The organism is Oceanobacillus polygoni (assembly GCF_008304605.1).
GTDB lineage: Bacteria > Bacillota > Bacilli > Bacillales > Amphibacillaceae > Oceanobacillus > Oceanobacillus polygoni.
Window position 1 is genome coordinate 306845 of sequence record NZ_PIJY01000024.1, and the last position, 26201, is coordinate 333045.

Consider the following 26201-nt stretch of genomic DNA (forward strand, 5'->3'; position numbering starts at 1 on the left):
GCTGCTTTTGTGCGTTCTTATCCTAATTGGTTTGGCAACACATTTCATTTATTGGGTTCATATAATGGGTTGAGGAAAAAAGAAGGGGAGATTATGCATGAGTAAGAAAAAGTTTGCGAATGAGCCATTACTTTATATCCATCAACCCGATATTGGTTCGACAAAGGCACCAATGCAGCACAGTTATATGAGTCAAAGAAAAACAAAGGAAGACCACAGTAGTACGGATGTAATTCATGCTCCCAAAAGGGTGAACCGAAGACATCATGCGTTCCGACATGGGGATGTTACAGAAGAAATAGAGGAGACAGAGGTGGTAACTAGTCAAGAAAATGAGAAGCAGCAACTTTCGTCATCTAATGAGCGACGAAAACATTTTAAGGAAATGAATATTCAAGAACGTATTAACTATTTCCTTAAACGACCAGATTTTGCACCAAAAATCAGGTGTGAAATAAGAACTAAGGAAAAAACATATCGCGGTATTGTGCTTGGGAAGGAAGAAGAAGTAGTGGTTTTCAAAATTGGAAATCGGTCAGCACCAGTACAAATTGCTCTCGATGAAATTACAGAGGTTCAACTACTTGGATTTTAAAAGCAAAAGCGGAAGCGCCCGGTTAGCGAAGTACGGACTGCGCCCCGAACTGTGGGGTGGTTCGACTTGTCGAACATTCTTATGGAGGAGATAAAGGAAACACGGCGACCGTAGGGAGTCGATTTTGACTTTCACCACAAGGGTATAAGTGCGACTAAGCTTCTGGCAAAGCCAATCAGCAAGTCTTCTTTATCGTACGGAGGTGAAGGAAGTCTCGCTAGTCGCTGGAGCTGGACGTGGCTATACTGTTAACTAAGTTATCCACAGTACTCAATCCTAGTGAGTTTAAAAGTAGAGAAAACACCATTTAGGAGGAATTTCCTCTCTAAATGGTGTTTTTGCATTAGTTTCTTAGTTTCTTCCGAATGCATCGATTGCTGGTAGACAAGTTACATGGCAGAAGCAATCTAAGTCTACTGTTAAACAGATTCCTGTTGCGCGTAATCTGTCTGTACTTTGATCCGTAGGACACTTCAAGTGATCACACCCGGTGTTCTCATTATCTTTTATTAATAATTCAAGGACAGCACAGTGATCATTGTCTATTTTTTTCACTCTAAAAATAAAACTAGCAAGAATTGGCCCGATCTTATTTCTTCTTTCTTTTAGGGCACCAAATCCTTTAAACGGTTTGCAGCCATCCTTACAATATAAAATAATTGGTACTGTATCTAAATCATCATCACGACGATCAGTATCACCAAGTAGATCGCTAATGGATTCGTCACAGCTGGTTTCACAACAATTTTCCACGATGTCATTTTGTGCATCTACAATGTCTTTTAGGATATCTGCAACACAATTTCCTGAATCGAACTCTTTTCCACATCCCATGAAAATAGCTCCTCTCAAATGTATTTACTTTCCTTTATAGGATATGTGTCTTTACTTGGATGGTGTGGGCATTTAACCAGATTTTTCAGTGCTTGTGGAACTGATCTCATCGTACCTTTTGCTGATGTAGGAGAAAGCGATAAAAAAATAATAAATGGAGTTACTTTTATTGAAAAAGGGTATATACATAAAAAATGTTATAAACGGTCAATAAAATGAACTTTTATACGTATATATATTTAAAATAGTCTGATAAGGGGTGGGGGAATGAGTTATATTTTACCGGTAACACATTATCAATATAATGATTATCAGAGGCGAACGATACAGAAACAGGGGAATAAGCATTTTATTGAACGTCCTTTTAAAGTGATTTTAGAAAAAGAGCATCAAGAAATTTCAACCAAATATGATGCAATGAATAGGGGAAGCATACAGCAGTCTAATACGAAACGAACAGACGAAGAATTGTTTGGAGAATTAACTGGAAAAGGAATGCATTTCAGTGATCGTGTATGAAAAAAACGCTATCTTATGGTAGCGTTTTTTTAGTGTGGAATATATACACTTTTTAAATTTTCCATTTTTGGTGATTTCGATTAAGGAAAGGGAGTACAAGTAGTTTTTGATCTTTCGTGTATTCCGCGTAGAATACGTCCTCAATCTGATTATAGCCTTGTTCGATTAATTGCTCCATTAACCATTCTTCATTCAGATTCTTCTCTTTTAAATTGTCATATATTATTTCGCCATCGTTAATTAAGGTAGTTGATAAGTCAACGTCTTGTGCAGCGAGCTTCAAGTCTTTTCGAGTTGGTGTTTGATAATCGGAGCCTTTTAATACGGAAAGTGTACCATTAGCCTCTAAAATAGCAAACTCGACCTCTCGGATCGAGAATACATCTTTCGCACGAAGTAAATGTTGTAATTGATCGATATCGAGTTTGTTCTTCTTCATTGTATCGCGAATCAATTTTCCATTATAAATAACAATAGCCGGACTTCCTTCAATTAAGCTTCGGGTTCGTTTGTACCTTTGAGTGATCGCCTCTGTGACATACATTAATGCTCCATAAATTGCAACGACAAATGCAATTTTTAGAACACCAGCATTTGGGTCAAATAATGCATTTCCGACAAGCTCTCCCAATAATAACGCAGATATAAAATCAAATGCTGTTATTTGTGAAATTTGCGATTTCCCTAGCAGTTTTGTGACGATAAATAAAGCAAAGAAGCCGAAAACGAGTTCATAAAATATCGTAAAGTATTCTTGCATAATCCTTAATCTCCCTGTTAAAAGCATTCGTTGCTTAGTGTAACCAAAGGGAGTAAATATCATGTAGAGATAAGGAATTCCATTAAAAATGGCGTGCTACATTATAATAGTAGCACGCCAACAATTTAAAGTTCTTTTATCATTGTAATATGCGGAATACCAGCATCCAAAAACTCTCCAGATACGGTTTTATAGCCTAATTTTTTATAGAAATCTTCTGCGTGTGTTTGTGCGTTTAGTTTTGCTTTTCTGTACCCCTTATAAGCAATTGCTGTCTCCATTGCATCAATAAGTTGCTTTCCGCAGGATTTCCCGCGATAATCCTTTACTACGCAAATACGCTCTAGTTTACCGTATTCTTCAACAAATCGTAGGCGACTGGCAGCGATAGGTTTATCTTGGTCATACATAACGAAATGTGTTGCAGTTTTCTCATGTTCATCAATCTCTTCTTCTGGTGAGACGTTTTGTTCGTCAACAAATACCTCCATCCGAACATGATATGCATCTTGAAGTTCTTCTTTTGTTTCTACTGTTTTTAAATTCATACCTGTTCCTTTCCAAACACAAATGTTTCATAGACAGTCCACGATCCGTTATCTAACTGATACAGTAATTGGAAACGATCGATTGCATCTTCAAACTGGAACGATTCCATTTTTAATCTGCCGAAAACGTCGGAATATTCATCATGTACGAGGTCCTGAGCGATTGTAATATGCGGGACAAATGGATGCTCATTATTATCCTCGAATTTACCTACATGCATTTTAGCTTGTAAATCGATTAAAGCTTGAACGGGTTCAACCTTAAAGTAAATGGTATTTGTTACTGGTGTAAACGTACTGACTTTATTAATATGAATGGTAAATGGGTCTGTCTCATTGGCAATCGTTTTTAGTTCCGTAATCAATTCATCTAATTTATCATCATTTGCTTCAAAAGACCGTTTGAGCGTAATATGTGGTGGAATTAAAGCATAATGAGGATCATAACGTTTTCTGTATGCATTAGCCTGATCCTGAATGGGTTTTGATGGAAAGATTGCAATACCATAGTTCATTAATAAAACCTCCTGCATAGTAGTTTATTGGATTTATTACTTTATGATGAATTAGTGCTGTCGATATGTTTATCTTTTAGTATAGCAAAAATAACAAAAGAAAAGAATTAATTAAACATCGTTGTGAGAACTCGTGTCATATCATTTTGCCAATACTTCCACGTATGCTTCCCATCCTCTAACTCATCGTAATAGTAGGTGGACCCTTTTTCTTGTAATAATTCATTAAGCTTGCGGTTTGGTTCTACAAAATCTGCTTTATTGCCGTCAGTCATATGAACTTCTGTTTCCAACTCTCCAATTGTATGATAAATGTCCATCGAATCAAGGGATTCAGAATTTTTCACGACGTCTAATACATGTTGATCAACGTAGGGGGATTGCATGACGACTTTTCCAAATGTGTTCGGATATTTAATTGCGGTCATTAATGCAAGTGTTCCTGCTAAGGAATCTCCCATTAATGCTCTGGATTGTCCCATGTGATAGCTTGGAATCAGCTCATCTAATAAAGGAACGACCTCATTAACAAGAAATTTCGTATAAGCTTCATTTTGTTCGCCGCTTGGATGGTACTTTTCCCGACGATCATACTTATCCTTGTAATGGATGCCAGCAAATACGGTGTTTGTAATTTCGTAGTTGTCATGTAGCTTGTCGCTTAGTGTTGCAACTCTTCCCATTTGAAAATAATCATTCCCATCCTGCATAATGCAAATATTATATTTGTAAAGGGGGGAGAATGATTCTGGTTGATAAATATGAATGGACATGTTTTCATTTAGAAAGCGACTGTCAATATCCTTAACGAGCATCGTACCTTTTCTACCCAAAAATATACACCTCAGGCTTTCTCTTTATCAATCTGCACTACTTTAACCATAGTCTATCACTAACGAGTAGCACCTGTCACCTATTGAAATGAACGTATGGTTGTTCGATTCCATTAGGGAATATCATTTCAGGGTCTTATTGGATTTGTCCTTTATAAAGTCCGTAATAGCTTCCCTTTTGGTTAATAAGTTCATCATGGTTGCCTTGCTCAATAATTTCTCCATGCTCAAGCATGATAATTGTATCGGCCTCTTGAATCGTATTTAGACGATGAGCAATAACAAAGCTTGTTCTTCCAACCATCAAGCGCTTTAATGCTTCCTGTATCTTCATCTCTGTAATTGTATCAATATTACTTGTAGCTTCATCTAATACGAGGATGGAAGGTGCTGCAAGTAAAGCACGTGCAATCGTTAATAATTGCTTTTGACCTTGACTAATCCCACTACCATCTTGATCGAGAATTGTATCATAACTATTTGGTAGCTTCACGATGAAATCATGAGCATTCGCATCCATTGCTGCAGCTTCAACTTCTGTATCTGTTGCATCGAGTCGCCCATAACGAATATTTTCCCGGATGGTACCATGAAAGAGGAAGGGATCCTGCAAGACAAATGCCATATGCTGACGGAGACTGCTTCGTTTAATTGTTTTCAAATCAATTCCATCTAGAGTAATTTTCCCAGTATTATAATCATAGAAACGTGAAATCAAGTTAATAATGGTTGTTTTACCTGCTCCTGTATGACCGACAAATGCTACAGTCTCTCCAGGATTTGCTTCAAAACTAATTCCTTTTAATATGGCCGTATCTTCATAGCCAAATGTAACGTGGTCAAATTTAATAGTTCCTTTTGTGTTTTCCATTTCAATTGCATTCGTTTCATCGATTTCTTCTATTGTTTCATCCATGACTTGAAATACCCGTTCAGAACCAGCGATTGCTGAAAGCAGAAGATTAAATTGGTTTGATAGCTCATTAAGCGGCCGTGTGAACTGACGTGCATATTCGGTGAAGATAACAATAATCCCAACCGTTACGAGTTGTTGGTCGTAAACAATGACGAGGATTCCTCCAACTAATGCGATTAAAGCAAAGCTTAGGAAATTGAGCATATTCATGATTTTTGGAATAAAGCCGGCAATTGTAAGTGCCCAGAATCCAGTTTGTTTGAGGCTGTGATTGCGCTTTTCGAACCCTCGAATTACTTTTTCTTCCTGTGAGTATGTTTTAACAATATGCTGACCAGAAACAATTTCTTCCACATATCCGTTCACTTCACCGAGATCATTTTGCTGTAACTTGTATAAAGGGCCCGTGCGTTTGGTAATCCAACGCATGGCGAGAAACATGGCTGGAATAACAGACATGGTTACAACCGTTAAGATTGGACTTAAATAGAGCATTACAGCAACAGTTCCAATCAATGTTAAAACACTGGCGAAAATCTGGATGACGGATTGATTGAGTGTATTATTCACGTTGTCAATATCGTTCGTTAAGCGACTCATCAGGTCCCCGTACTGCCGTTTATCAAAATATGAAATCGGTAGGCGGTGGAACTGTTTGAAAAGGTCCTTACGTAACGTGTACACCGTATTCTGCGCGATACCAATCATCCAATAGTTTTGTAGAAAGATAGATAACGAGTGGAACAAATAGACAATGATAAGGCCAACTAATAACATTCCAAGGCCTGCAGCTTCTTGTGTTACGATATAATCATCGATTGCCATACCTACCATAAATGGACCGAGAAGGCCTAGACCAGAACTTATCGTCACCATTAGGATTACAAGGATCAGCTTACCTTTCTCTGCAGCTAAATAATTCCATAATCGTTTTAATGTATTGCTCATATTTTTTGCCTTTTTCTTGTTATCTACCGTTACATTTTTAAGTGGGATTTTTTCATATTGAAAAGGAGCTTTTAATTGATTACTGGACATGTTCATACTCCTTTCCGAATTGTGATTCAACGATAGCTCTATATAAACTTGAAATTTGCATTAACTCTTGATGCGTCCCTGTAGCAAGAATTTTGCCTTCATCTAGAACCATAATCCGATCTGCAGTACTTGCTGTGGAAATTTTTTGTGTAATTATAAAAATGGTGCAATTATAAGTTTCAATCGCAGTAAGCAGTCGGGATTCAGTTGCTAAATCAAGCGCGCTTGTACTGTCATCAAGCATTAAAATTTTTGGTTTGCGAATCAAGGCTCGAGCAATTGAAATACGCTGTTTCTGACCACCAGAAAGGTTAACGCCTTTTTGCCCGACTCTTGTGTCATATTGATTTGGCAGCCCCATAATGGTTTCGTGAATTTGTGCGTCTTTGGCAGCTTGCATAATCTCTTCTTTCGTCGCATCGCTTTTCCCCCATGCAATATTATCTTTAATGGACCCTGAAAATAATAGGGGACTTTGCGGGACATATCCAATGCTGCTGCGAATTTGGTCAAAGCTATAAGATGTAATAGGTTTATCATCGACAAGGATATTTCCTTTGTGAACATCGTATAATCGTGGTATGAGCTGAAATAAAGATGTTTTACCAGCGCCAGTTGCCCCGATGACAGCGAGTCTTTCTCCCGGATTAACCTTAAATGAGATATCTTTTAATGTAGACTTGGCTGCGCCTGGATAGATGAATGAAACGTGATTAAATTCTACCTTTCCACGAGTGACGGTCATTTGCTTATCTGCTTCTGCATGATTAACAAGATCGACTTCTAGAGACAGTACCTCATCGACCCGTAGTGCAGAAGCTTTCGTTCTCGAAAGTGCCATGATGATAAAAGAGAACATAGAAATCGCCATTGCAACACGTAGGGCGTAATTGACCATTGTAACCACTTCCCCAACATTCGCATTACCATTAACCATTTGTTGATTTCCAAACCAAAGAATAACAATGATGCTTACGTTCATGACAAATAGAAGAATAGGCATCGACGATTCAACAAAGCGAAAAGTCTTACGTGTAGCGTCTGCAAGTCCAGCATTCGCTTCCATAAATCGCTCTTCTTCAAAGTCTCTTCGTGTAAAGGCCTTAATGAGTCGCATTCCTGCAAGGTTTTCTTGCATCACTCGATTTACTTGGTCGACATTGCTTTGAACTTTGGCAAACATTTTACTTGCTAATTTAAGGACGTAAAGTAAAAAGACGACAAGTAATGGCACGGTGATTAAGAAAATAGTTGCAAGTTTGGGATTTACGATGAATGCCATCAAAACACCACCGATTACGATTAACGGAGCTTTTGCCATAATTCGCAATGCCATAAATATTGTATTTTGAATTTGCCTAATATCATTTGTGAACCTGGTGACTAAACCTGAGGTTGGATACTGATTCAGATTTGCAAAGGAAAACGCCTGAATTTTTTCAAATAGTTTCTGCCGGATGTCATAACCGAAACCAATGCTGACGTGTGAAGAGAAAAAGGAATTCGTAATACCTGCTATTAACGAAAGGAATGCAAGACCAATCATAATAGAGCCCCACATCACAATGTTATTTAAATCTTGATTGATAACCCCCTGGTTAATCATTAAACCTAAAAATAGAGGAAGGAGTAATTCTACTGCGAGCTCAACTAGCATTAAGATGAACGCTACTACAGCAGGGAGCTTATACGGTTTTAAAAAGGAAAAGACATTTCTCAATCGTGACCCACCTACAATCTCAGATAAAAAACAATTTTTTTACTATTATAAGGCGAGAAAGGGATTTTATCCACTATTCTATTTCGAGTATCGAAATGATTTGCGAGGAGATTTGATTAGAAAGTGAATGTGAAGAGATACAAAAAGATCCATTTAGAAGTATCACTTTATAATTCTAAACGGATCTTTTTGTAGAATTGTCTATTAGCGCTTATTATTTAAGAACTATACACACTTTTTACTACATTGGTTTGAGAACGGTCTGGACCAACAGAAAAGATGGATAATGGGATTTCTGTTAATTGAGAGATACGTTCTAAATAATGACGGGCATTTACAGGAAGTTCATCTAAACTTTTTACTCCTGTTATATCTTCTGTCCATCCTGGCATTTCTTCATAGATCGGTTCACATGCTGCCAATGTTTTAAGACTTACAGGGAATTCTTTCATTATTTTTCCTTGATACCGATATGCGGTACAAATTTTTAATGTCTTAATTCCTGTTAAAACATCAATGGAATTTAAAGAAAGATCCGTAATTCCACTAACTCGGCGCGCATGGCGTACGACTACACTATCAAACCAGCCTATTCGGCGTGCTCTACCTGTGGTTGTTCCATATTCCCTTCCTACTTCACGGATTTGATTTCCAATGTCATCCTGCAATTCCGTAGGGAAAGGACCGTCACCGACACGTGTAGTATATGCTTTCGATACACCGACAACATGGTTTATTTTACTAGGACCGACACCAGAACCAATCGTTACTCCACCAGCAATTGGGCTTGAGGACGTTACAAATGGATATGTACCTTGGTCAATATCCAGCATGACACCTTGCGCACCTTCAAACAAAACGCGTCTTCCTTCGTCCAACGCATCATTTAGCACAACAGATGTATCGCAAACATATTTTGCCATCCTTTGTCCATACTCAAAATATTCGTTTAAGATATCATCTGTAATCATCGGTTCGACTTCGTATACTTTTTCAAATATACGATTTTTTTCGTTTACGTTTTGCTCTAATTTTTCACGGAAAACCTCTTTATCTAGTAAATCTGCGACACGAATTCCAGTACGAGCAACTTTATCCATATAGGCTGGACCAATTCCCTTTTTCGTTGTGCCGATTTTATTAACACCTTTTTCTTCTTCCTGCAATCTATCCAACTGTAGATGATAAGGTAAGATAATATGCGCACGATTGCTAATACGAAGGTTTTCTGTTGTTATATTGTGATTATGCAAATAGTCTATTTCATCAACAAAGGCCTTTGGATTAATAACCATTCCATTACCTAACACACAAATTTTTTCTCTGAAAAAGATTCCTGATGGGATTAAATGTAGTTTATATGTTGTATCATCAAACTTAATTGTATGACCAGCATTGTCCCCACCTTGATACCGAGCAACAACTTCAGCATGCTGCGACAAAAAATCAGTGATTTTCCCTTTTCCTTCATCGCCCCATTGTGTTCCAACTACGACTACTGATGACATAGGCACCTTCACTCCAATGATTAAATTTAATGTTCGCCCCAATTTATCTAGATAATAAAGTTTAATACTTTTCTATTGTCTAAATATTTTTGACGAGTTTATTTTACTTACTAGAAAAAGATGTGTCAACCCAAAACACATACGTTATTAAATTTAATTTTATCATCGTATGAATTCTATTGACGTTTGATTGAAATATTGCTAAGATAAGCGCATGAAAACAACAAAACCCTTATATATTTGGTTGGGAGACAATACAAGAATGTAATGTATTTTTGATTATAACGGATACCGAGGGTCAAATTTTTGAGAATTTGAGGAGGAAAAACATTGATTGAACGTTATACACGAGAGGAAATGGGAGCAATTTGGACAGAAGATAATAAGTTCAAAGCATGGTTAGAGGTTGAAATCTTAGCATGTGAAGCATGGAGTGAACGTGGTGTTATTCCTAAAGAAGATGTGAAAAAACTTCGGAAAAACGCATCTTATAATATTCAGCGAATCTATGAAATTGAGCAAGAAACTCGCCATGATGTTGTTGCCTTTACGCGCGCAGTATCCGAAACACTAGGTGAGGAACGTAAATGGGTTCACTATGGACTAACTTCTACGGACGTGGTCGACACAGCACTTTCTTATCAAATCAAACAAGCAAATGAAATTCTTCGCAAAGACTTACACAACTTCATTCGAATCCTAAAAAATAAAGCCATTGAACATAAACATACCGTTATGATGGGGCGGACACATGGTGTGCATGCAGAACCGACAACATTTGGTCTCAAAATTGCCCTTTGGTATGAAGAAATGAAACGTAATTTAGAGCGTTTTGAAGCAGCAGCTAACACTATAGAATTTGGAAAACTATCTGGAGCTGTTGGAACGTATGCAAACATTGATCCATTTGTGGAGGAGTATGTTTGCCGAAAATTAGGACTCTCACCTGCACCTGTCTCAACACAAACCTTACAGCGTGATCGCCATGCTGCCTATATATCGACACTCGCCTTAATCGCAACATCTATTGAAAAGTTTGCAACCGAAATTCGTGGATTGCAAAAGACGGAAACGCGAGAAGTAGAGGAACGTTTTGCTAAAGGTCAAAAAGGGTCATCCGCAATGCCGCATAAACGCAATCCGATTGGTTCAGAGAACATGACAGGAATGGCGCGTGTCATTCGAGGATATATGATGACTGCTTATGAAAATGTCAGCCTATGGCATGAACGTGATATTTCCCATTCATCTGCAGAGCGTGTGATTATACCAGACGCTACGATTGCACTCAACTATATGCTCAATCGCTTCAGTAATATTGTTCAGAATTTAGCGGTGTTCCGAGAAAATATGCAACGCAATATCGATAAAACCTATGGTGTTATTTTTTCTCAGCGCGTATTGCTTAAATTAATTGATAAAGGAATGGCGAGGGAAACAGCATATGACATCACGCAACCAAAAGCGATGGAAGCATGGGAAACAGAAACACACTTTAAGCAGCTTGTGGAACAGGATATACAAATTAGTAACATGCTTACGCAAGAGGAAATTGATGATTGTTTCGATACGACTTGGCATTTGAAAAATGTTGACCTTATTTTTGAACGAATCGGACTAGCGGAAGGGGAATAGTATGAAGGCTGAACTTTTATATGAAGGGAAAGCAAAGAAGGTCTATCAAGCACAGGGCCAGCAAGGGAAATTAGTTTTAGCCTATAAAAATGATGCAACAGCTTTTAATGGTGAAAAAAAAGCTACTTTCATTGGAAAAGGTCGGTTAAATAATGAAATTTCATCACGGATTTTTGAATACCTTCGTGATAAAGAAATGGAATCTCATTTTATCCAGCAATTAAACGAAACAGAACAGCTTGTACATAAAACGGAAATCATCCCACTTGAAGTTGTAGTTCGAAACCTTGCAACAGGAAGTATTACAAAACGATTAGGGATAGATGAGGGAAAGGAACTTCACCCCCCGCTTGTGGAATTGTACTATAAAAAGGATGAACTCGGTGATCCATTGATTAATGATGACCAGGCATATTTTTTAACAGAGATTACACCAAGCGAATTACAAGAAATAAAAACAAAAGCACTTCAAATAAATCAGCTTTTAATGGAGTTATTTACAGGTTTAAACGTGCTATTAGTAGATTTTAAATTAGAGTTTGGAAAAATGGGGGACACCATTATTCTTTCCGATGAAATATCACCAGACACTTGTCGGCTATGGGATAAAGATACAAAAGAGAAATTAGATAAAGATGTTTTCAGGCAAAATACAGGAAACTTAATTACAGTTTATGAAGAGGTTTTAAATCGACTGGAGGCAAACGTATGAAACAAGTAACGGTTTATATCACATTAAAAGCAGGTGTGCTGGATCCACAAGGAAAAGCGATCGGTGAGTCATTGCATTCATTAGGTTTTGAAGAAGTAAAAGAAGCAAAAGTTGGGAAAGTTATTGAATTAACTATAGAAGATGGTCCAAATTTAGAAGCTCGTGTCACAAAAATGTGTGATAAATTACTAGCGAATCCGGTGATGGAAGATTACCGATTTGAAATCGAGGAGGCCGTCCAGTCGTGAAATTTGCTGTCATTGTTTTTCCAGGGTCAAACTGTGATCGGGATATGTATCATGCGATAAAAGGTATTCTCGGAAAAGAAGCAGATTTAGTCTGGTATCAAAATAGTAATCTAGAAGACTATGATGCTATTTTGCTCCCGGGCGGCTTTTCTTATGGAGATTACCTACGAACTGGTGCTGTCGCTGCAACATCAGAGGTGATGACACAAGTGAAGGAGCATGCAGAAAAAGGAAAGCCAGTACTGGGAGTTTGTAATGGATTCCAAGTCTTAACAGAATCCGGTTTACTGCCAGGAGCGTTAATGAAGAATAAACAGCTATCCTTCCTGTGTCGTCAGGAAAATATCGTCGTAGAAAATAATAAAACAATGTTTACGACAGGGTATGAAAAAGGAGAAATCGTCGAGTTTCCAATTGCGCACGGGGAAGGAAATTACTTTTGTAATGAGGAAACATTAGCTGAACTAAAAGCAAATAATCAAATTGTTTTTACATACCAACGTAACCCCAATGGGTCGGTAGCTGATATCGCAGGAATTACCAATAAACTGGGGAATGTGCTTGGGATGATGCCTCATCCAGAGCGTGCGGTGGAAGCATTGTTGGGTAGTGATGACGGTGTGAGATTATTCGAGTCCTTAATTAATAATTGGAGGCAAGCTTATGTTACAAACGCGTGAATGGAGCCCAGAGCAAATCGAGGAAAAGAAAATCTATCAAGAAATGGGGTTAAGTGACGAGGAATACGAAACGGTTAAAAAAATTCTGAAACGCCACCCGAACTTTACCGAAACGGGAATATTTTCTGTTATGTGGTCTGAGCATTGCAGTTATAAAACATCTAAACCGTTGTTGAAAAAATTTCCAACGAAAGCACCTAATGTGCTCCAAGGTCCTGGGGAAGGCGCAGGCGTTATTGATATTGGTGATAATCAAGCAGTTGTTTTTAAAGTGGAAAGTCATAACCATCCATCTGCAGTAGAACCGTATCAAGGGGCAGCAACAGGTGTTGGTGGAATTCTTCGTGATATTTTTTCGATGGGTGCGCGCCCAATTGCGGTCATGAATTCCCTCCGTTTCGGAAATTTAACATCTGAACGTACGAAATATCTTTTTAGAGAAGTAGTAAATGGGATTGCTGGATACGGGAACTGCGTGGGAGTTCCAACTGTTGGCGGTGAAGTTCAATTTGATGATAGCTACGAAGAGAACCCGCTCGTTAATGCGATGGGTATTGGGCTAATTAACCACAATGACATCCAGAAAGGTCTAGCCAAAGGTATTGGAAATACGATCCTCTATGCAGGTCCTGCGACTGGACGTGACGGCATTCATGGAGCAACATTTGCGTCCGACGACTTAGGAGAAGATACAGATAAGAAGCGTCCATCTGTTCAAGTTGGTGATCCATTTATGGAGAAGCTTATTATTGAAGCATGTTTGGAAGTTATTCATTCAGATGCTTTAGTTGGAATGCAAGATATGGGAGCAGCGGGACTTACATCTTCTGCGTCGGAAATGGCAAGCAAAGCAGGTACAGGATTGGAAATGGACCTCGATCTTGTCCCGCAGCGTGAATTAAATATGACTGCATATGAAATGATGCTATCGGAATCACAGGAACGGATGCTGTTATGTGTGAAACAAGGACGAGAACAGGAAATTATCGATGTCTTCGAGAAATATGGATTGAATGCCGTTCCTGTCGGTAAAGTAGTGGAAGAAAAGGTGTTTCGAATTAAACATCATGGCGAAGTAGTGGCTGATATTCCTGTTGACTCTCTAGCAGATGATGCACCTGTTTATCATATGCGGTCAAAGGAAGCGGAGTATTTTAACGCATTTCAAAAGATGGAAAGCAAAGTTCCAGAAGTTCAACATCATGGAGATATGTTAAAGAAATTACTACAGCAGCCAACAATCGCAAGTAAAGAATGGGTTTATGATCAATATGATTATATGGTACAAACGAACACGGTCGTTACACCTGGGTCAGACGCAGCAGTACTTCGGATTAAAGGGTATGATAAAGCACTTGCGGTTACAACCGATTGCAATTCGCGTTACATCTATTTAGACCCTGAAACAGGTGGTAAAATTGCAGTCGCAGAAGCAGCGCGAAACATTGTCTGCTCTGGGGCGAAACCGCTTGGATTAACCGATGGGCTGAATTTTGGTAATCCGCAAAACCCAGAAATTTTCTGGCAAATGGAGAAAAGTGTAGCAGGCATGAGTTCGGCATGTCAAGTGCTTGAAACACCTGTTATTAGTGGAAATGTTTCCCTTTATAATCAATCAAAAGGGAAATCTATTTTCCCAACCCCGATTGTAGGAATGGTTGGCTTACATGAGTCATTAGAACATATTACGCCAAGCTTTTTCCAACGTGCAGGAGATGTCGTTTATGTGATTGGAGAAACTAAAGCAGAATTTGGCGGAAGCGAATTGCAAAATGTAACACAAGGAAAATATGAAGGAAAAGCACCTGTAATTGATTTAGATGTAGAAGCGAAACGACAAAAAGAGTTGCTAACAGCAATTCAATCGGGGCTGGTTCAATCTGCACATGATGTAGCTGAAGGTGGCTTAGCAGTCGCATTAGCGGAAAGTGTTTTTAGTGACAAGGGATTAGGTACAACTGTTGAATTAGCAGGTGATGCAACCGTTGCATTATTTAGTGAATCACAATCGCGATTTGTCGTATCCGTAAGCAAAGAGAATGCTAAGAAGTTTGAAGATATGGTGCAGGATGCTAAAGCAATTGGTACGGTTACAGATAACGGAATGCTTAAAGTACTCGTAAACAGTTCAGAAGTAATAAACGATAGTGTGCAGGAACTCGAAAAAGTCTGGAAGGGAGCTATCCCATGTTTGCTGAAATCAAAAGCATAAATGACGAATGTGGTGTATTTGGAATTTGGGGACATGAGAAAGCAGCTGAATTAACGTATTACGGACTTCATTCTCTGCAACATCGTGGTCAAGAAGGTGCTGGAATTGTTGTGAATGACGGAATAGAATTAAACGTTCACAAAGGATTAGGTCTCGTTAATGATGTATTTAAGGATGCAAAGTTTGACCAATTGCAAGGACGTGTTGCCATTGGTCATGTCCGCTATTCCACACAAGGGGAGAAAGTGTATGAAAATGTACAGCCATTGTTGTTCCGTGGACAAACGGCAAGTATGGCACTTGCGCATAACGGAAATATTGTGAATGCTTATAAACTACGCGGACGATTAGAAAAGCAAGGTAGTATTTTTCAAACTTCTTCTGATACAGAGGTGCTCATGCATTTATTGAAACGTAATGGTCAAGATGTTAATGAAGAGACTATTGGCAATGCATTGAATCAGTTGGTGGGTGCTTATGCTTATTTAATTTTAACGAAAAAAAAATTGTATGCAGCACTTGATCCAACAGGAATTCGCCCGTTATCAATCGGCATACTCGGCAATGCTTATGTTGTAGCATCAGAAACATGTGCATTTGACCAAATCGGTGCAAGTTTTTTAAGGGAAGTAACCCCCGGTGAATTAATTACCATTGATGATGAGGGAATAAAATCAATCAGATTTACAGCAAGTAATCAACGAAGAATGTGTGCCATGGAATATGTGTATTTAGCGAGACCAGACAGTAATCTGAACTATGTAAATGTGCATGCTTCTCGCAAACAAATGGGCAAGGAATTGGCGAAGGAAGCACCAAAAGATGCGGATATCGTTATTGGTGTTCCAGATTCCAGTATTTCTTCCGCAATTGGATATGCAGAGGAAAGCGGATTACCGTATGAAATGGGTATTATTAAAAATCGATACGTTGGCAGAACATTTATCCAGCCATCACAGGAACTTCGTGAACAAGGTGTAAAAATGAAGCTCGCACCGGTTCGTGGAATTATTGAAGGCAAACGTGTGATTATGATTGATGATTCGATTGTACGAGGGACGACAAGCAAGCGAATCGTCCAGATGTTAAAAGATGCAGGAGCGAAAGAAGTCCATGTTCGAATCGCAGCTCCTCCCATTCAGAACCCATGTTATTACGGGATTGATATGTCAACAAGAGATGAACTCATTGCTGCGAATCACAATATTGATGAAATAGCTGAAATAATCGGTGCTGACAGTATTGCCTATTTGTCAGAAGAAGGATTAGAAAGAGCTATTTTAAAAGAAAAATCTCTTAATCAAGGGATATGTATGGCATGTATGAATGGGAAATACCCTGTGAAAGAGATAGTGGAGAAAGAGGTAGTTTATAGTTCTTAATAATTACGGCATAACTTTCTCTTTCGTCGCCGACATTCGTATCCTAATTCAAAAAAACGTTTGATACGTTACCTCCCTCCGAAAGTTAGAGTAAAAAGTCAACTTTCGGGGGTTTTTATCACTGAATATTGTGAGGAACTCAAAACAACATGAGGGTATGGGGCAGCTGTTTACTTTATTTTTTGCTAACAACTTTTCTTTAATTCTTTCATAGGCAATATATCAAGTGACAAGGCCTGCTCTTCATTGAGCCGCTGTTCTTCAGTAATTAGCAGGTTCTCCTTTAAATGCAAAATAAACTCATTTCTATACAACTTCCAAATAAGCACGTTAATATTGACAGTTTCGTGTTTTGTAAGTATAGTTAGAAGTAAGTTTTCTACATACGATTCCGTAGCTCAGCTGGGAGAGCGCTACCTTGACAGGGTAGAGGTCGTTGGTTCGAGCCCAATCGGAATCACTATATAAAACGCTCGATCCATAAGGGGTCGAGCGTTTTTGTTATTTTAATAAGAACTCAGTTTTGCAAAATAACTATTGACCTTCTGTTTTTGTTCTGTTAATATTGCAATAATTTAATAAACGAATATTTTATTAATAATAAAACAAAATACTAGATTACTCTTATCACGAGTTGGCTGAGGGATTTGGCCCTATGACGCCCGGCAACCGCCCCTTTAGGGGGAATGGTGCTACTTCCAACAGGCAGAAATGTCTGAAAGATAAGAGGGGAAATCCGCAATAGTTTATGATTTCAACCCTCTTTCTTTGGAAAGAGGGTTTTTTTATGGATAAAATTAGCAGGTTTATATGAAAGGATGAGGCGATATGAATACGGTGATTTTAGAAGGGTTACGAACACCTTTTGGGAAGTGGAAAGGATTTTTATCTGGATTAGAGGCAAAAGAAATAGGGGCTTTAGCTGTTAAAGAGTTAGTGAGACGTGTACCTGAGGCAAAAGAAGCTGATGGGGCAATACTTGCACAGGTACTTCAAGCGGGACAGGGTCAAAATCCGGCTAGAGGAGTTGCAACGGATGCCGGTGTATCGTTATCTGTTCCTGCAGTTACTTTAAACAATGTATGTTTAGCTGGGTTAGCATCTATTTCCGACGCTGTCCGACGTATTCATTTTGGAGAAGGGGATTTATATATTACTGGTGGATTTGACTCGATGACAAATGCCCCGTACACTGCTCCGATTCGTAAGGAACTGTCGATGGGACCCCTGCAATTTACGGATACATTAATAAACGACGGATTATGGTGCTCGTTAGCAGATGATTCGATGGGTGTGTTGACCGATTTAAAAAATAAAGAATTTAAGATTGATAGACTGGCACAGGATCAATACGCACAGTTGTCACAGGAACGAGCTGCTGAAGCGCTGGAAAAAGGTCGCCTGCAAGATGAAATTGTTCCAATCTCGCTGAATGGCAAAACCTTCTCTAGCGATGAAGGTATCCGCTCCAATTCGAACTTAGAAAAATTAGCAACATTAAGACCGGCGTTTGTTGACAACGGTACAATCACAGCGGGAAATGCATCGCAAATGACAGATGGCGCAAGCGTAGGCATTATTTCATCCGAAAAGAAAGCGGAGGAGCTTGGTAAAACGCCGCTAGCTCGAATTCTTGGTTGGGCTGAAGTCGCGGGGCCAGATACGAGCTTACATACAAAGCCTGCCCAAGCAATCAAAGCAGTTTTAGAGAAAACAAACCTAACATTGAACGAGATTGATTTGTTTGAAATCAACGAGGCCTTTGCAAGTGTGGTTATCGCAAGCTGCCGTGAGCTTGGCATTGGCTATGAAAGAGTAAATGTTAATGGTGGTGCAATTGCGATTGGTCATCCGCTGGGTGGAACGGGTTTCCGACTTGCCCTAACTGTTGCAAAAGAACTTAAACGTCGTGGTGGTGGAAAAGGTATCGCATCTCTTTGCGGTGGCGGTGGTCAAGGAATGGCTCTATTAATAGAAGTTCCAAAAAGCTGGTAAAATTCAAATCTAGTATGAAAAACTAAAAATAGTATGAGAACAGTGCGCCTCGTTTTTAACCGAGGCCATACATAACAGACAGATAATTTATATAAACTGAACATTTGAATAACTAGACGTAATTAGGAGGATAACGATCATGATATTAACGTATTTTGTATTTCTTGTCTTATTCTGGGCAGTTGGCCTAATCATATGGAAAAATTATTATGTAACAAAAGAGGGAAAGGAGAATAAATAATGCCTACAGTACCGGATTCTTTAATTTGGACAATTATTATGATATTAGTTGTTTATTTTGGATATATTGTTTGGATGGGCAAAAGAGGAGGACGCCATAGTAAGTCGATGTCTGGCTTCGCGACTGCACGTGGGAAAGTAAGTCCTGTACTTGTCGGTGCAAGCTTTGCAACCACGTATTCAAGCGCCAATTTATTTATCGGTGTTCCCGGGCTTGCTTATGAATATGGTACATCCGTGCTTTGGTATACGTTAGGATGTTTCGGTGTTTCGTGGATTGGTTTACTTTTATTCGCTAAAACATTTTGGAGATACAACAAAAAGTTTGGCGGTGTTTCAACATTACCAGAATGGCTTGGAAGAAGATATAATAGCAAAGCGCTTCAAGTGATTGTTGCTGTGTTAATTTTATTCAATGTATATTATATTGTCGGTCAAAACGTTGGACTTGCAACAATCTTTGAGTCGGTCCTGAACATCCCATATTTCTGGGGGATTATTATTGGTGTGGGGATCACGATACTATACATTGGACTTGGGGGTGCCTACGCACAGATTATCACAGACGGTATTCAAGGAATTTTGATGGCCATTACTTCTATCCTTGTTTTTGTGTCGCTATTTTGGACGATTGGTGGAGGGTGGAATGTATTTGGAGAGCTTACAAAAAGTTTAGGGGCTATTGACCCGAATCTGACAGGGTTCTTATCAGTTGGTGGTCCATATGATAGTGCAATAGCGATAATGGCCGTGCAATTCTTATTATTTAGCTTTGTGCTAATGCCGCATTTATTAAATAAAGTATTGTCGCTTGAAAGTGAAGAGCAGCTTGCTCCATTTACATTATCAGCAGGAGTTGTGCTATTTTTTATCTCAACTTTAATGGTTCTTGGTGGGCTAGCAGCACGAGTAATTTTTCCATCATTGGCTAGTGCGGATTCAGCGATTCCAGCCTATGTGATTGAATCATTCCCGCCAATCCTTGCAGCGGTTATCATAATAGGGATTATTACAGCTATTCTTTCAAGTACAGACAGCCTTTACTTGGGGATTACATCTAGTATCGGAAACGATTTTTATAAAGTATTAGCACCGATTTTATCGAAGAAGCCAATTGCGGCGGATGCTTTAGATAGAAATGCTGTAAAGGTTGCAAAAGTGTCCCTGATATTTGCAGGGTTAGCTACATTATATATATCGCTGGACCGCCCGGAATCGTTATCGATTTTAATTCAATTTAGTTTTTCAGCGATTATCAGTGGGATTCTCGCGCCAGTTGTTTTAGGATATTTTTGGAAAAAGTCAAATGGACCTGGTGCAATTGCTGCTGTAATTACTGGGACAGTATTGTACGTGATTTTTACAAATCAAAATATTATTGGAAATATCTATTTAGCGATGTTCTTTGCGTCAGTTATCGCATTTGTTGTGATGATCGTTACGTGCCTGGCAACACAAAGAGTCACAACCAGTCAGCAAGAATCCATTACGATTTCTAAGAAATCATCGTAGTTTCTCGGTTTTTCAGAGATGTTTTTTCAGCTTCAACAGAACATTTTCTTTTTAGAAGTTAGCTTTTTTCTTACCCATTGATACAGATTATAAAAATTGTCTAATTACTAGCAAGTTTTAAGAAAAAAGCCTATAGGTAGGAGGAGAAAGATGGAATGATAGATCAACAAGTGAGAGATAACAATATAGTATGGCAGCCCTCTGAACAGCGAGTTTCTGAGTCGAATATTAAAAAGTTTTCAGAACAAGTGGGAATTCCAGCTGTTCCATATGATCGCCTATATAGCTGGTCGATTGCAAAGCCTGGAGAGTTTTGGTCAGCGGTTTGGGATTTTGCTGGTATTATTGGGGAAAAAGGTGAAATAGCCTTTGTTCCAGCAGAAGGTGGGGGTATGTTAGGCGCAAAATGGTTTCCTGAAGCGAGTCTAAATTTAGCGGAAAATGTATTGCGTGGAGATGCTTCTCGTGTTGCGGTCTATATAGCAAATGAGCAAGGTGTTCAGCGGACAGTGAAAATGGCTGAATTGCGCAGCCTAGTTGCAAAAGCGCAAACTGGTTTACGTAAGCTTGGCGTGACGCAAGGTGATCGTGTCGCGGGGGTTGTGACCAACGGCTTGGAATCATTGGTTTCACTACTTGCAACGTCTTCGCTTGGTGCGGTTTGGAGCTCATGTTCACCCGACTTTGGTGCTAAAGGGATTATCGATCGCATTGGTCAAGTTCAGCCAAAAGTAATTATTGCTTCTCTTGATTATCAATATAATGGAAAGCAATTTAATATACGTGAGAATATCATGGCCGTTTGTGAAGAGTTGAAAAGCTTGTCTGCGGTTGTTAGTTTGTCAGAAATACCAGAGTTGGATATGGAGACTAGTACGCAGCTGTTAACGTGGAGCGAGCTATTGTCACATAATGTAGACGTGCCGACATTCACGCGTGTACCGTTTCACCACCCGCTTTATATTTTATATACATCTGGGACGACGGGGTTGCCGAAATGCATTGTCCATTCTGTCGGTGGTGTTTTGCTCCAGCATGTGAAAGAGCATCAGCTGCATTGCGATGTGAAACAGGGCAATGTTTTATCCTGGTATACAAGTACAGCATGGATGATGTATCCATGGCTTATATCTGGTCTTGCAAGCGAAGCTGCAATTTTGCTTTATGATGGTTCACCCATTCAAAAGGAACGTATCGGTATTCTTTGGGAAATTGCAGAAGAAATAGGTATTACTCATTTTGGTATTAGTCCAAAATATCTTGATACACTAGAAAAGCACGGGTATGAGGTTGGTAAAAAACATGATTTATATGCACTGCAGGTGGTGATGTCTTCCGGGGCGCCACTCATTAGTGAGCAATATGATTGGATTTATAAAACAATCAAGAAAGATGTCTTATTGGAATCTATTTCCGGCGGTACGGAAATTATTGGCTGTTTTGTCATGGGTACACCTATTCATCCAGTTTACCGAGGCGAAAATACATGTAAAGCGCTCGGTATGGCCGTTGATATTTTGGATGAACAAGGCGCTTCAGTGATTGGTAAAAAAGGTGAACTAGTTTGTACGCAGAGCTTCCCAAGCATGCCCCTAACATTTTGGGGCGAAGGTGGAGACGAGCGTTATTTCAACTCGTATTTTGCAAAGCGTGAAGGCATTTGGACGCATGGTGATTTAGCGGAGCAAACTTCTCGTGACTCGCTGATTATTTATGGTCGTACGGATACTGTATTGAACCCAGGTGGTGTTCGAATAGGTACGGCGGAAATTTATCGTGTGGTGGAGCAAATTCCGCAAATTATAGATTCCATTGTATTTGGCTATCCGATTGAAAATGATGAAGAAATCGTATTGTGTGTTGTGACTGAAAATGATGATGTGGATAAGGAACTAGCAGAGCAGATCCGTCGTAATGTACGGAAAAAAGCATCACCACGCCATGTACCACGCCGCATTTATGTTGTCAAAGAAGTTCCGTACACGAATAACGGTAAAAAGGTGGAAGGAGCTGTTCGTTCGATTGCTCGCGGACATGAGGTTAAAAATAAAGCTTCTCTAGCGAATCCAGAGTGTCTTCGCGAATATGCAACCTTAGCTGAAAGAAGTTATGTTTAATGCGAAAACGACAAAGGTCAAATCTTGCCATTGTGGAAAGCGGTGAATTGAAACCAGTCGATATACAGAAGGGGTAACAACGAACTTGATTGCTGAATCCGTAAGATTGGGAGCATTTGAATCGGAATTATACTAGAAAAAGCCTGTATTCATTGTTAATCAATGAATACAGGCTTTTTCTTGGTAAAGAATGGAAACTTGCTTGCGCTAGAAGGATATATTCGTTTTTTTAATGCATAGCTGTTGAGCAAGCTCTAATCAAATCGATAATCCACGTTAAATCTCCATGTCTTATAGTATAATCATTTCACTTTAAATTCGCGAAAAGAATCAAATTTCGTAAAAACCAGACTATACCTTAGCATTTGCTAGCTTTTAATAGGCATCTTCAAACAAACTATGCTCAGCATACCTCATCACGAATAATCTGTATATTCCCGACTTTATCAATTTTGACGAAATGGAAGCTTATTATTAATCTAATATAGTACGTATTTAAAAACGCAGGAGGTGAGAGCATCAATACAAGTATAATTACAGGAATGACGACAGTAGCTGATATTAAAACAGACTTTCATTTTCGTAAGCCAAACAAAAACGATGGGTCAACAGTTTGGCAACTCATTAAAAATACAAACGTACTTGATCTGAATTCATCATATAGTTATTTAATGTGGTGCGATATCTTTTCTGAAACATCGATTGTGGCAGAAAGAGATGGAGACATTGTTGGATTTATTTCCGGGTTTTTACATCCGAATACTACAAATACGCTATTCGTTTGGCAAGTTGTTGTCAATGAAACGGAGCGTGGGAAAGGATTGGGAACAAAGATGTTGCGGCAATTGCTGAATCGTACAGCATGTGAAGACGTTCAGTATATTGAGGCAACGGTTTCACCTTCCAATAAACCGTCACAGTCATTATTTAAAGGTCTTGCGAAAAAGCTTGAGACAAATTGTGAGATCAGTGATTACTTCTTCTCGGAGGATTTTCCAGCCGACGGGCATGAAGATGAATTGCTATTCAAGGTTGGTCCATTTAAAAAATAAAAGGTAAAGGATGATTTGGTGACTACAGCTGTATTAAATGATGCGAAAATGAAAACATTTGAGGAATTGGAATCTGCTGTAAGAAGTTATAGCAGAGGCTGGCCGACAGTTTTTAGTAAAGCAAAGGGCTATAAGCTTTGGGATACAGATGGCAAAGAATACATTGACTTTTTTGCTGGTGCAGGAACAATGAACTATGGTCATAATGATGAAACAATGCAGCAAAAAGTGATTGAATATATCCAAAATGATGGCATTATACATAGCCTCGACATGGGTACAACTCCAAGAAAAGAATTCCTTGAAAACTTTAAAGAAATAATTCTTACACCACGTAAGCTTGACTATAAAATTATGTTTCCAGGACCGACTGGTACAAATACGGTGGAAAGTGCACTGAAAATTGCCAGAAAAGTAACTGGACGTGAGACGGTAATCAGTTTCACCAATGCCTTTCACGGAATGACAATAGGCTCCCTTTCTGTAACAGGTAACTCTTTTAAACGTCATGGGGCTGGAGTTCCACTACATCATGCCGTTTCGATGCCGTTTGATAATTATGTAGAAAATCAAGATTCCACAGCCTATTTAGAGCGGTTTTTAGAGGATAGTGGAAGCGGTGTGGCATTGCCGGCTGCCATTATACTGGAAACGGTACAAGGTGAAGGTGGCATTAATGCTGCACGAATCGAATGGTTACAGAAAATAGAAGAACTTTGTAAGCGTTGGGATATTTTATTAATTGTTGATGATGTGCAGGCAGGAAATGGGCGTACTGGTACTTTCTTTAGCTTTGAGCCGGCTGGTATTGAACCGGATGTTGTATGTCTATCCAAATCGATCGGTGGTTTTGGTCTGCCAATGGCAATTACATTGATTAAATCGGAACATGACCAGTGGGGACCGGGTGAACACAATGGTACCTTCCGTGGCAATAATTTAGCATTTATAGCTGCAACGGAAGCGTTACGCTATTGGAAAAATGATGACTTCGAAAAAGAGATTCAGGAAAAAGCAGAATTTCTAAAGAGTGCAATAAACACGCTGATTGAAAAATACCCTGAACTTAATGGAGAAGCAAGAGGCAGAGGATTGATGCAGGGGATTGCAGTAGAAAGAGAAGGGCTGGCAAGTGAAATTTGTGCTGAAGCATTTGAGCGTGGCTTAATTGTAGAAACTTCCGGTCCTGATGATGAAGTTGTTAAATTCCTGCCACCACTTGTTATTGACGAAGAGGGATTAGAAAAAGGATTTCAGCTATTAGATGAAAGTATTAACCATGTATTGAACAAATAATGAGGGATAAATAGAAAGGGGAATGCGACATGATCGTAAAATCATTAGATGATATTATAGGCACAGAGGATGAAACATCTGGTGAAAACTGGGCAAGCCGCCGTTTTATTTTGAAAAAAGATGGTGTTGGCTTTAGTATGAACGATACCATTATTAAAGCTGGTACGGATAATTTTTTTTGGTATAAAAATCATATTGAAGCAGTTTATTGCATTGAAGGTGAAGGGGAAATTGAAAAGGTGGAGACTGGAGATGTGTACCCGATTAAGCCTGGAACAATGTATCTGTTGAATGATAATGATAAGCATCGCCTCCGTGCACGCACACAAATGCGAATGGTTTGTGTGTTCAATCCACCATTAGTTGGAACAGAAACACATAATGAAGAAGGGTACTATCCACTTCTAGTTGAATAATAGCATGTTAGAAGCCGCCTGATAGATCTCAGGTGGCTTTAACATTGTCAAAATTGGCGTAGACAAGATTCACGCTTCGATTTTTGCCGTGGCTTGTATTAGAGATAGAACAAAAAACACCTAATTCATGCTATGATGAATCATACACAACATCACACAGGCTAGAGGGTGTCTATTTTGGGAACGATATTTTTATTTATCACAATTATTTTAGTTGCTTCTATTCTCCAAACAAGCACGGGGTTTGGCTTTTCAATTATGGCGACACCGTTTTTGCTTATGTTATTTTTACCACAAGAAGCAATCCAAATAAATATTATTTTATCTTTAATTATTTCGATTGCATTAGTTTATAAGATAAGAAAAGATATTGATGTTAGGATTGTAAAACGGTTTATAATTGGAAGTTTTGCCGGTATTCCTGTTGGTGTCTTCATTATTACAACAATCGAAGATATGAATGTTTTTAAACTGGGAATTAGTGTCCTTATTTTGCTTTTAACCGTATTGTTAATGCTAAACTTCAAAGTAAAACCAACTCCAATCAGAGATTTCATTGTTGGTGGGATATCTGGAGGGTTAACTACAAGTGTTGGTATGCCTGGACCGCCGTTATTGCTATATTTCACAGGAACAAATACGGAAAAAGAAAAGCTGCGAGCAACAACTTTAGCTTTTTATCTTTTTATTTATTTCGTCAGTCTTATCACGCAAATCATTTTTATGGGTACGAATAAAGTCATTTGGGAATCGAGTTTATATGCGGTTCCATTTGTGATTTTAGGGTTATTCCTTGGGCAGCTTCTATTTAAATGGATAAATCAGAAGGTTTTCAGGCTATTTACATACATTCTTTTGTTATTTACAGGAGTTTTTCTATTGTTGGAGAGTTTGTTTTGAACAAGCAGAGAATCGTTC

23 protein-coding genes, 1 tRNA gene and 1 riboswitch are annotated in these 26201 nt (G+C 38.8%); of the genes, 16 read left to right on the forward strand and 8 right to left on the reverse strand.

Going from position 1 to position 26201, the window contains the following annotated elements; genetic code table 11:
* Positions 1-97 precede the first annotated feature (97 nt).
* Entirely contained in the window at positions 98-595 is a 498-nt protein-coding gene (locus F1560_RS10685) for a CotO family spore coat protein (protein ID WP_149474603.1), read from the forward strand.
* Between the two features lie 351 nt (positions 596-946).
* Here the strand turns inward: F1560_RS10685 and F1560_RS10690 are convergent, their stop codons facing one another.
* A complete protein-coding gene (locus tag F1560_RS10690; RefSeq protein WP_149474604.1) occupies positions 947-1429 on the reverse strand; it encodes a CotY/CotZ family spore coat protein in 483 nt (160 codons plus the stop codon).
* A gap of 267 nt (positions 1430-1696) precedes the next feature.
* On the opposite strand from F1560_RS10690, the gene F1560_RS10695 reads away from it, so the two are divergent.
* Positions 1697-1948: a hypothetical protein gene (locus F1560_RS10695; RefSeq protein WP_149474605.1), complete on the forward strand. Its 252-nt coding sequence runs from the start codon at positions 1697-1699 to the stop codon at positions 1946-1948.
* A gap of 52 nt (positions 1949-2000) precedes the next feature.
* Here F1560_RS10695 and F1560_RS10700 read toward each other — a convergent pair whose 3' ends face one another.
* The 7 genes from F1560_RS10700 to F1560_RS10730 form a co-directional block, all read right to left on the reverse strand.
* Entirely contained in the window at positions 2001-2708 is a 708-nt protein-coding gene (locus F1560_RS10700; protein ID WP_149474606.1) for a DUF421 domain-containing protein, read from the reverse strand.
* Between the two features lie 125 nt (positions 2709-2833).
* A complete protein-coding gene (locus F1560_RS10705) occupies positions 2834-3256 on the reverse strand; it encodes a GNAT family N-acetyltransferase (protein WP_149474607.1) in 423 nt (140 codons plus the stop codon).
* Complete coding sequence (locus F1560_RS10710; RefSeq protein WP_149474608.1) at positions 3253-3771, reverse strand: YjcG family protein; 519 nt, start codon at positions 3769-3771, stop codon at positions 3253-3255. Before F1560_RS10710 ends, F1560_RS10705 begins: the two co-directional genes overlap by 4 nt.
* A 107-nt stretch (positions 3772-3878) precedes the next feature.
* Entirely contained in the window at positions 3879-4604 is a 726-nt protein-coding gene (locus F1560_RS10715; protein WP_149474609.1) for an alpha/beta hydrolase, read from the reverse strand.
* A gap of 136 nt (positions 4605-4740) precedes the next feature.
* Positions 4741-6558 carry an ABC transporter ATP-binding protein gene (locus F1560_RS10720; protein WP_149474610.1) on the reverse strand — a complete coding sequence of 606 codons (1818 nt, stop codon included), beginning with the start codon at positions 6556-6558 and terminating at the stop codon, positions 4741-4743.
* Positions 6548-8278: an ABC transporter ATP-binding protein gene (locus F1560_RS10725; protein ID WP_149474611.1), complete on the reverse strand. Its 1731-nt coding sequence runs from the start codon at positions 8276-8278 to the stop codon at positions 6548-6550. The genes F1560_RS10720 and F1560_RS10725 overlap by 11 nt, the downstream gene beginning before the upstream one ends.
* A 218-nt stretch (positions 8279-8496) precedes the next feature.
* On the reverse strand, positions 8497-9786 hold the full coding sequence (locus F1560_RS10730; protein ID WP_149474612.1) for an adenylosuccinate synthase: 1290 nt from the start codon (positions 9784-9786) through the stop codon (positions 8497-8499).
* A gap of 330 nt (positions 9787-10116) precedes the next feature.
* Here F1560_RS10730 and purB point away from each other — a divergent pair, with 330 nt between their 5' ends.
* The 14 genes from purB to F1560_RS10800 all read left to right on the forward strand — a co-directional run bounded on the left by purB (position 10117) and on the right by F1560_RS10800 (position 26183).
* Positions 10117-11421 (forward strand): adenylosuccinate lyase, encoded by a 1305-nt coding sequence (purB, locus tag F1560_RS10735; protein ID WP_149474613.1) that lies wholly within the window; start codon positions 10117-10119, stop codon positions 11419-11421.
* A gap of 1 nt (position 11422) precedes the next feature.
* On the forward strand, positions 11423-12133 hold the full coding sequence (gene purC, locus F1560_RS10740) for a phosphoribosylaminoimidazolesuccinocarboxamide synthase (RefSeq protein ID WP_149474614.1): 711 nt from the start codon (positions 11423-11425) through the stop codon (positions 12131-12133).
* The gene (gene purS, locus F1560_RS10745) at positions 12130-12381 is read left to right on the forward strand and encodes a phosphoribosylformylglycinamidine synthase subunit PurS (protein WP_149474615.1); all 252 of its coding nucleotides are present in this window, start codon (positions 12130-12132) and stop codon (positions 12379-12381) included. The genes purC and purS overlap by 4 nt, the downstream gene beginning before the upstream one ends.
* A complete protein-coding gene (purQ, locus tag F1560_RS10750; RefSeq protein WP_149474616.1) occupies positions 12378-13061 on the forward strand; it encodes a phosphoribosylformylglycinamidine synthase subunit PurQ in 684 nt (227 codons plus the stop codon). The genes purS and purQ overlap by 4 nt, the downstream gene beginning before the upstream one ends.
* Positions 13045-15273, forward strand: coding sequence for a phosphoribosylformylglycinamidine synthase subunit PurL (purL, locus tag F1560_RS10755; RefSeq protein ID WP_149474617.1), 2229 nt, complete (start codon positions 13045-13047; stop codon positions 15271-15273). Before purQ ends, purL begins: the two co-directional genes overlap by 17 nt.
* Positions 15249-16655 (forward strand): amidophosphoribosyltransferase, encoded by a 1407-nt coding sequence (purF, locus tag F1560_RS10760; RefSeq protein WP_149474618.1) that lies wholly within the window; start codon positions 15249-15251, stop codon positions 16653-16655. Before purL ends, purF begins: the two co-directional genes overlap by 25 nt.
* Before the next feature lie 387 nt (positions 16656-17042).
* Positions 17043-17115 (forward strand) — tRNA-Val (locus F1560_RS10765).
* Between the two features lie 161 nt (positions 17116-17276).
* Positions 17277-17384, forward strand: a riboswitch (SAM riboswitch).
* Between the two features lie 99 nt (positions 17385-17483).
* Positions 17484-18650 carry an acetyl-CoA C-acyltransferase gene (locus tag F1560_RS10770; protein ID WP_149474619.1) on the forward strand — a complete coding sequence of 389 codons (1167 nt, stop codon included), beginning with the start codon at positions 17484-17486 and terminating at the stop codon, positions 18648-18650.
* Between the two features lie 240 nt (positions 18651-18890).
* Positions 18891-20402, forward strand: coding sequence for a sodium:solute symporter family protein (locus F1560_RS10775; RefSeq protein ID WP_149474620.1), 1512 nt, complete (start codon positions 18891-18893; stop codon positions 20400-20402).
* Positions 20403-20557: 155 nt separating this feature from the next.
* Positions 20558-22519, forward strand: coding sequence for an acetoacetate--CoA ligase (locus F1560_RS10780; protein WP_149474621.1), 1962 nt, complete (start codon positions 20558-20560; stop codon positions 22517-22519).
* A gap of 542 nt (positions 22520-23061) precedes the next feature.
* A complete protein-coding gene (gene ectA, locus F1560_RS10785) occupies positions 23062-23571 on the forward strand; it encodes a diaminobutyrate acetyltransferase (protein ID WP_149474622.1) in 510 nt (169 codons plus the stop codon).
* A 48-nt stretch (positions 23572-23619) separates the two neighbouring features.
* Positions 23620-24867, forward strand: coding sequence for a diaminobutyrate--2-oxoglutarate transaminase (gene ectB / locus F1560_RS10790; protein ID WP_149474765.1), 1248 nt, complete (start codon positions 23620-23622; stop codon positions 24865-24867).
* Between the two features lie 29 nt (positions 24868-24896).
* A complete protein-coding gene (locus F1560_RS10795; protein WP_149474623.1) occupies positions 24897-25283 on the forward strand; it encodes an ectoine synthase in 387 nt (128 codons plus the stop codon).
* A 177-nt stretch (positions 25284-25460) separates the two neighbouring features.
* Positions 25461-26183, forward strand: coding sequence for a sulfite exporter TauE/SafE family protein (locus tag F1560_RS10800; protein WP_149474624.1), 723 nt, complete (start codon positions 25461-25463; stop codon positions 26181-26183).
* Positions 26184-26201: the final 18 nt, after the last annotated feature.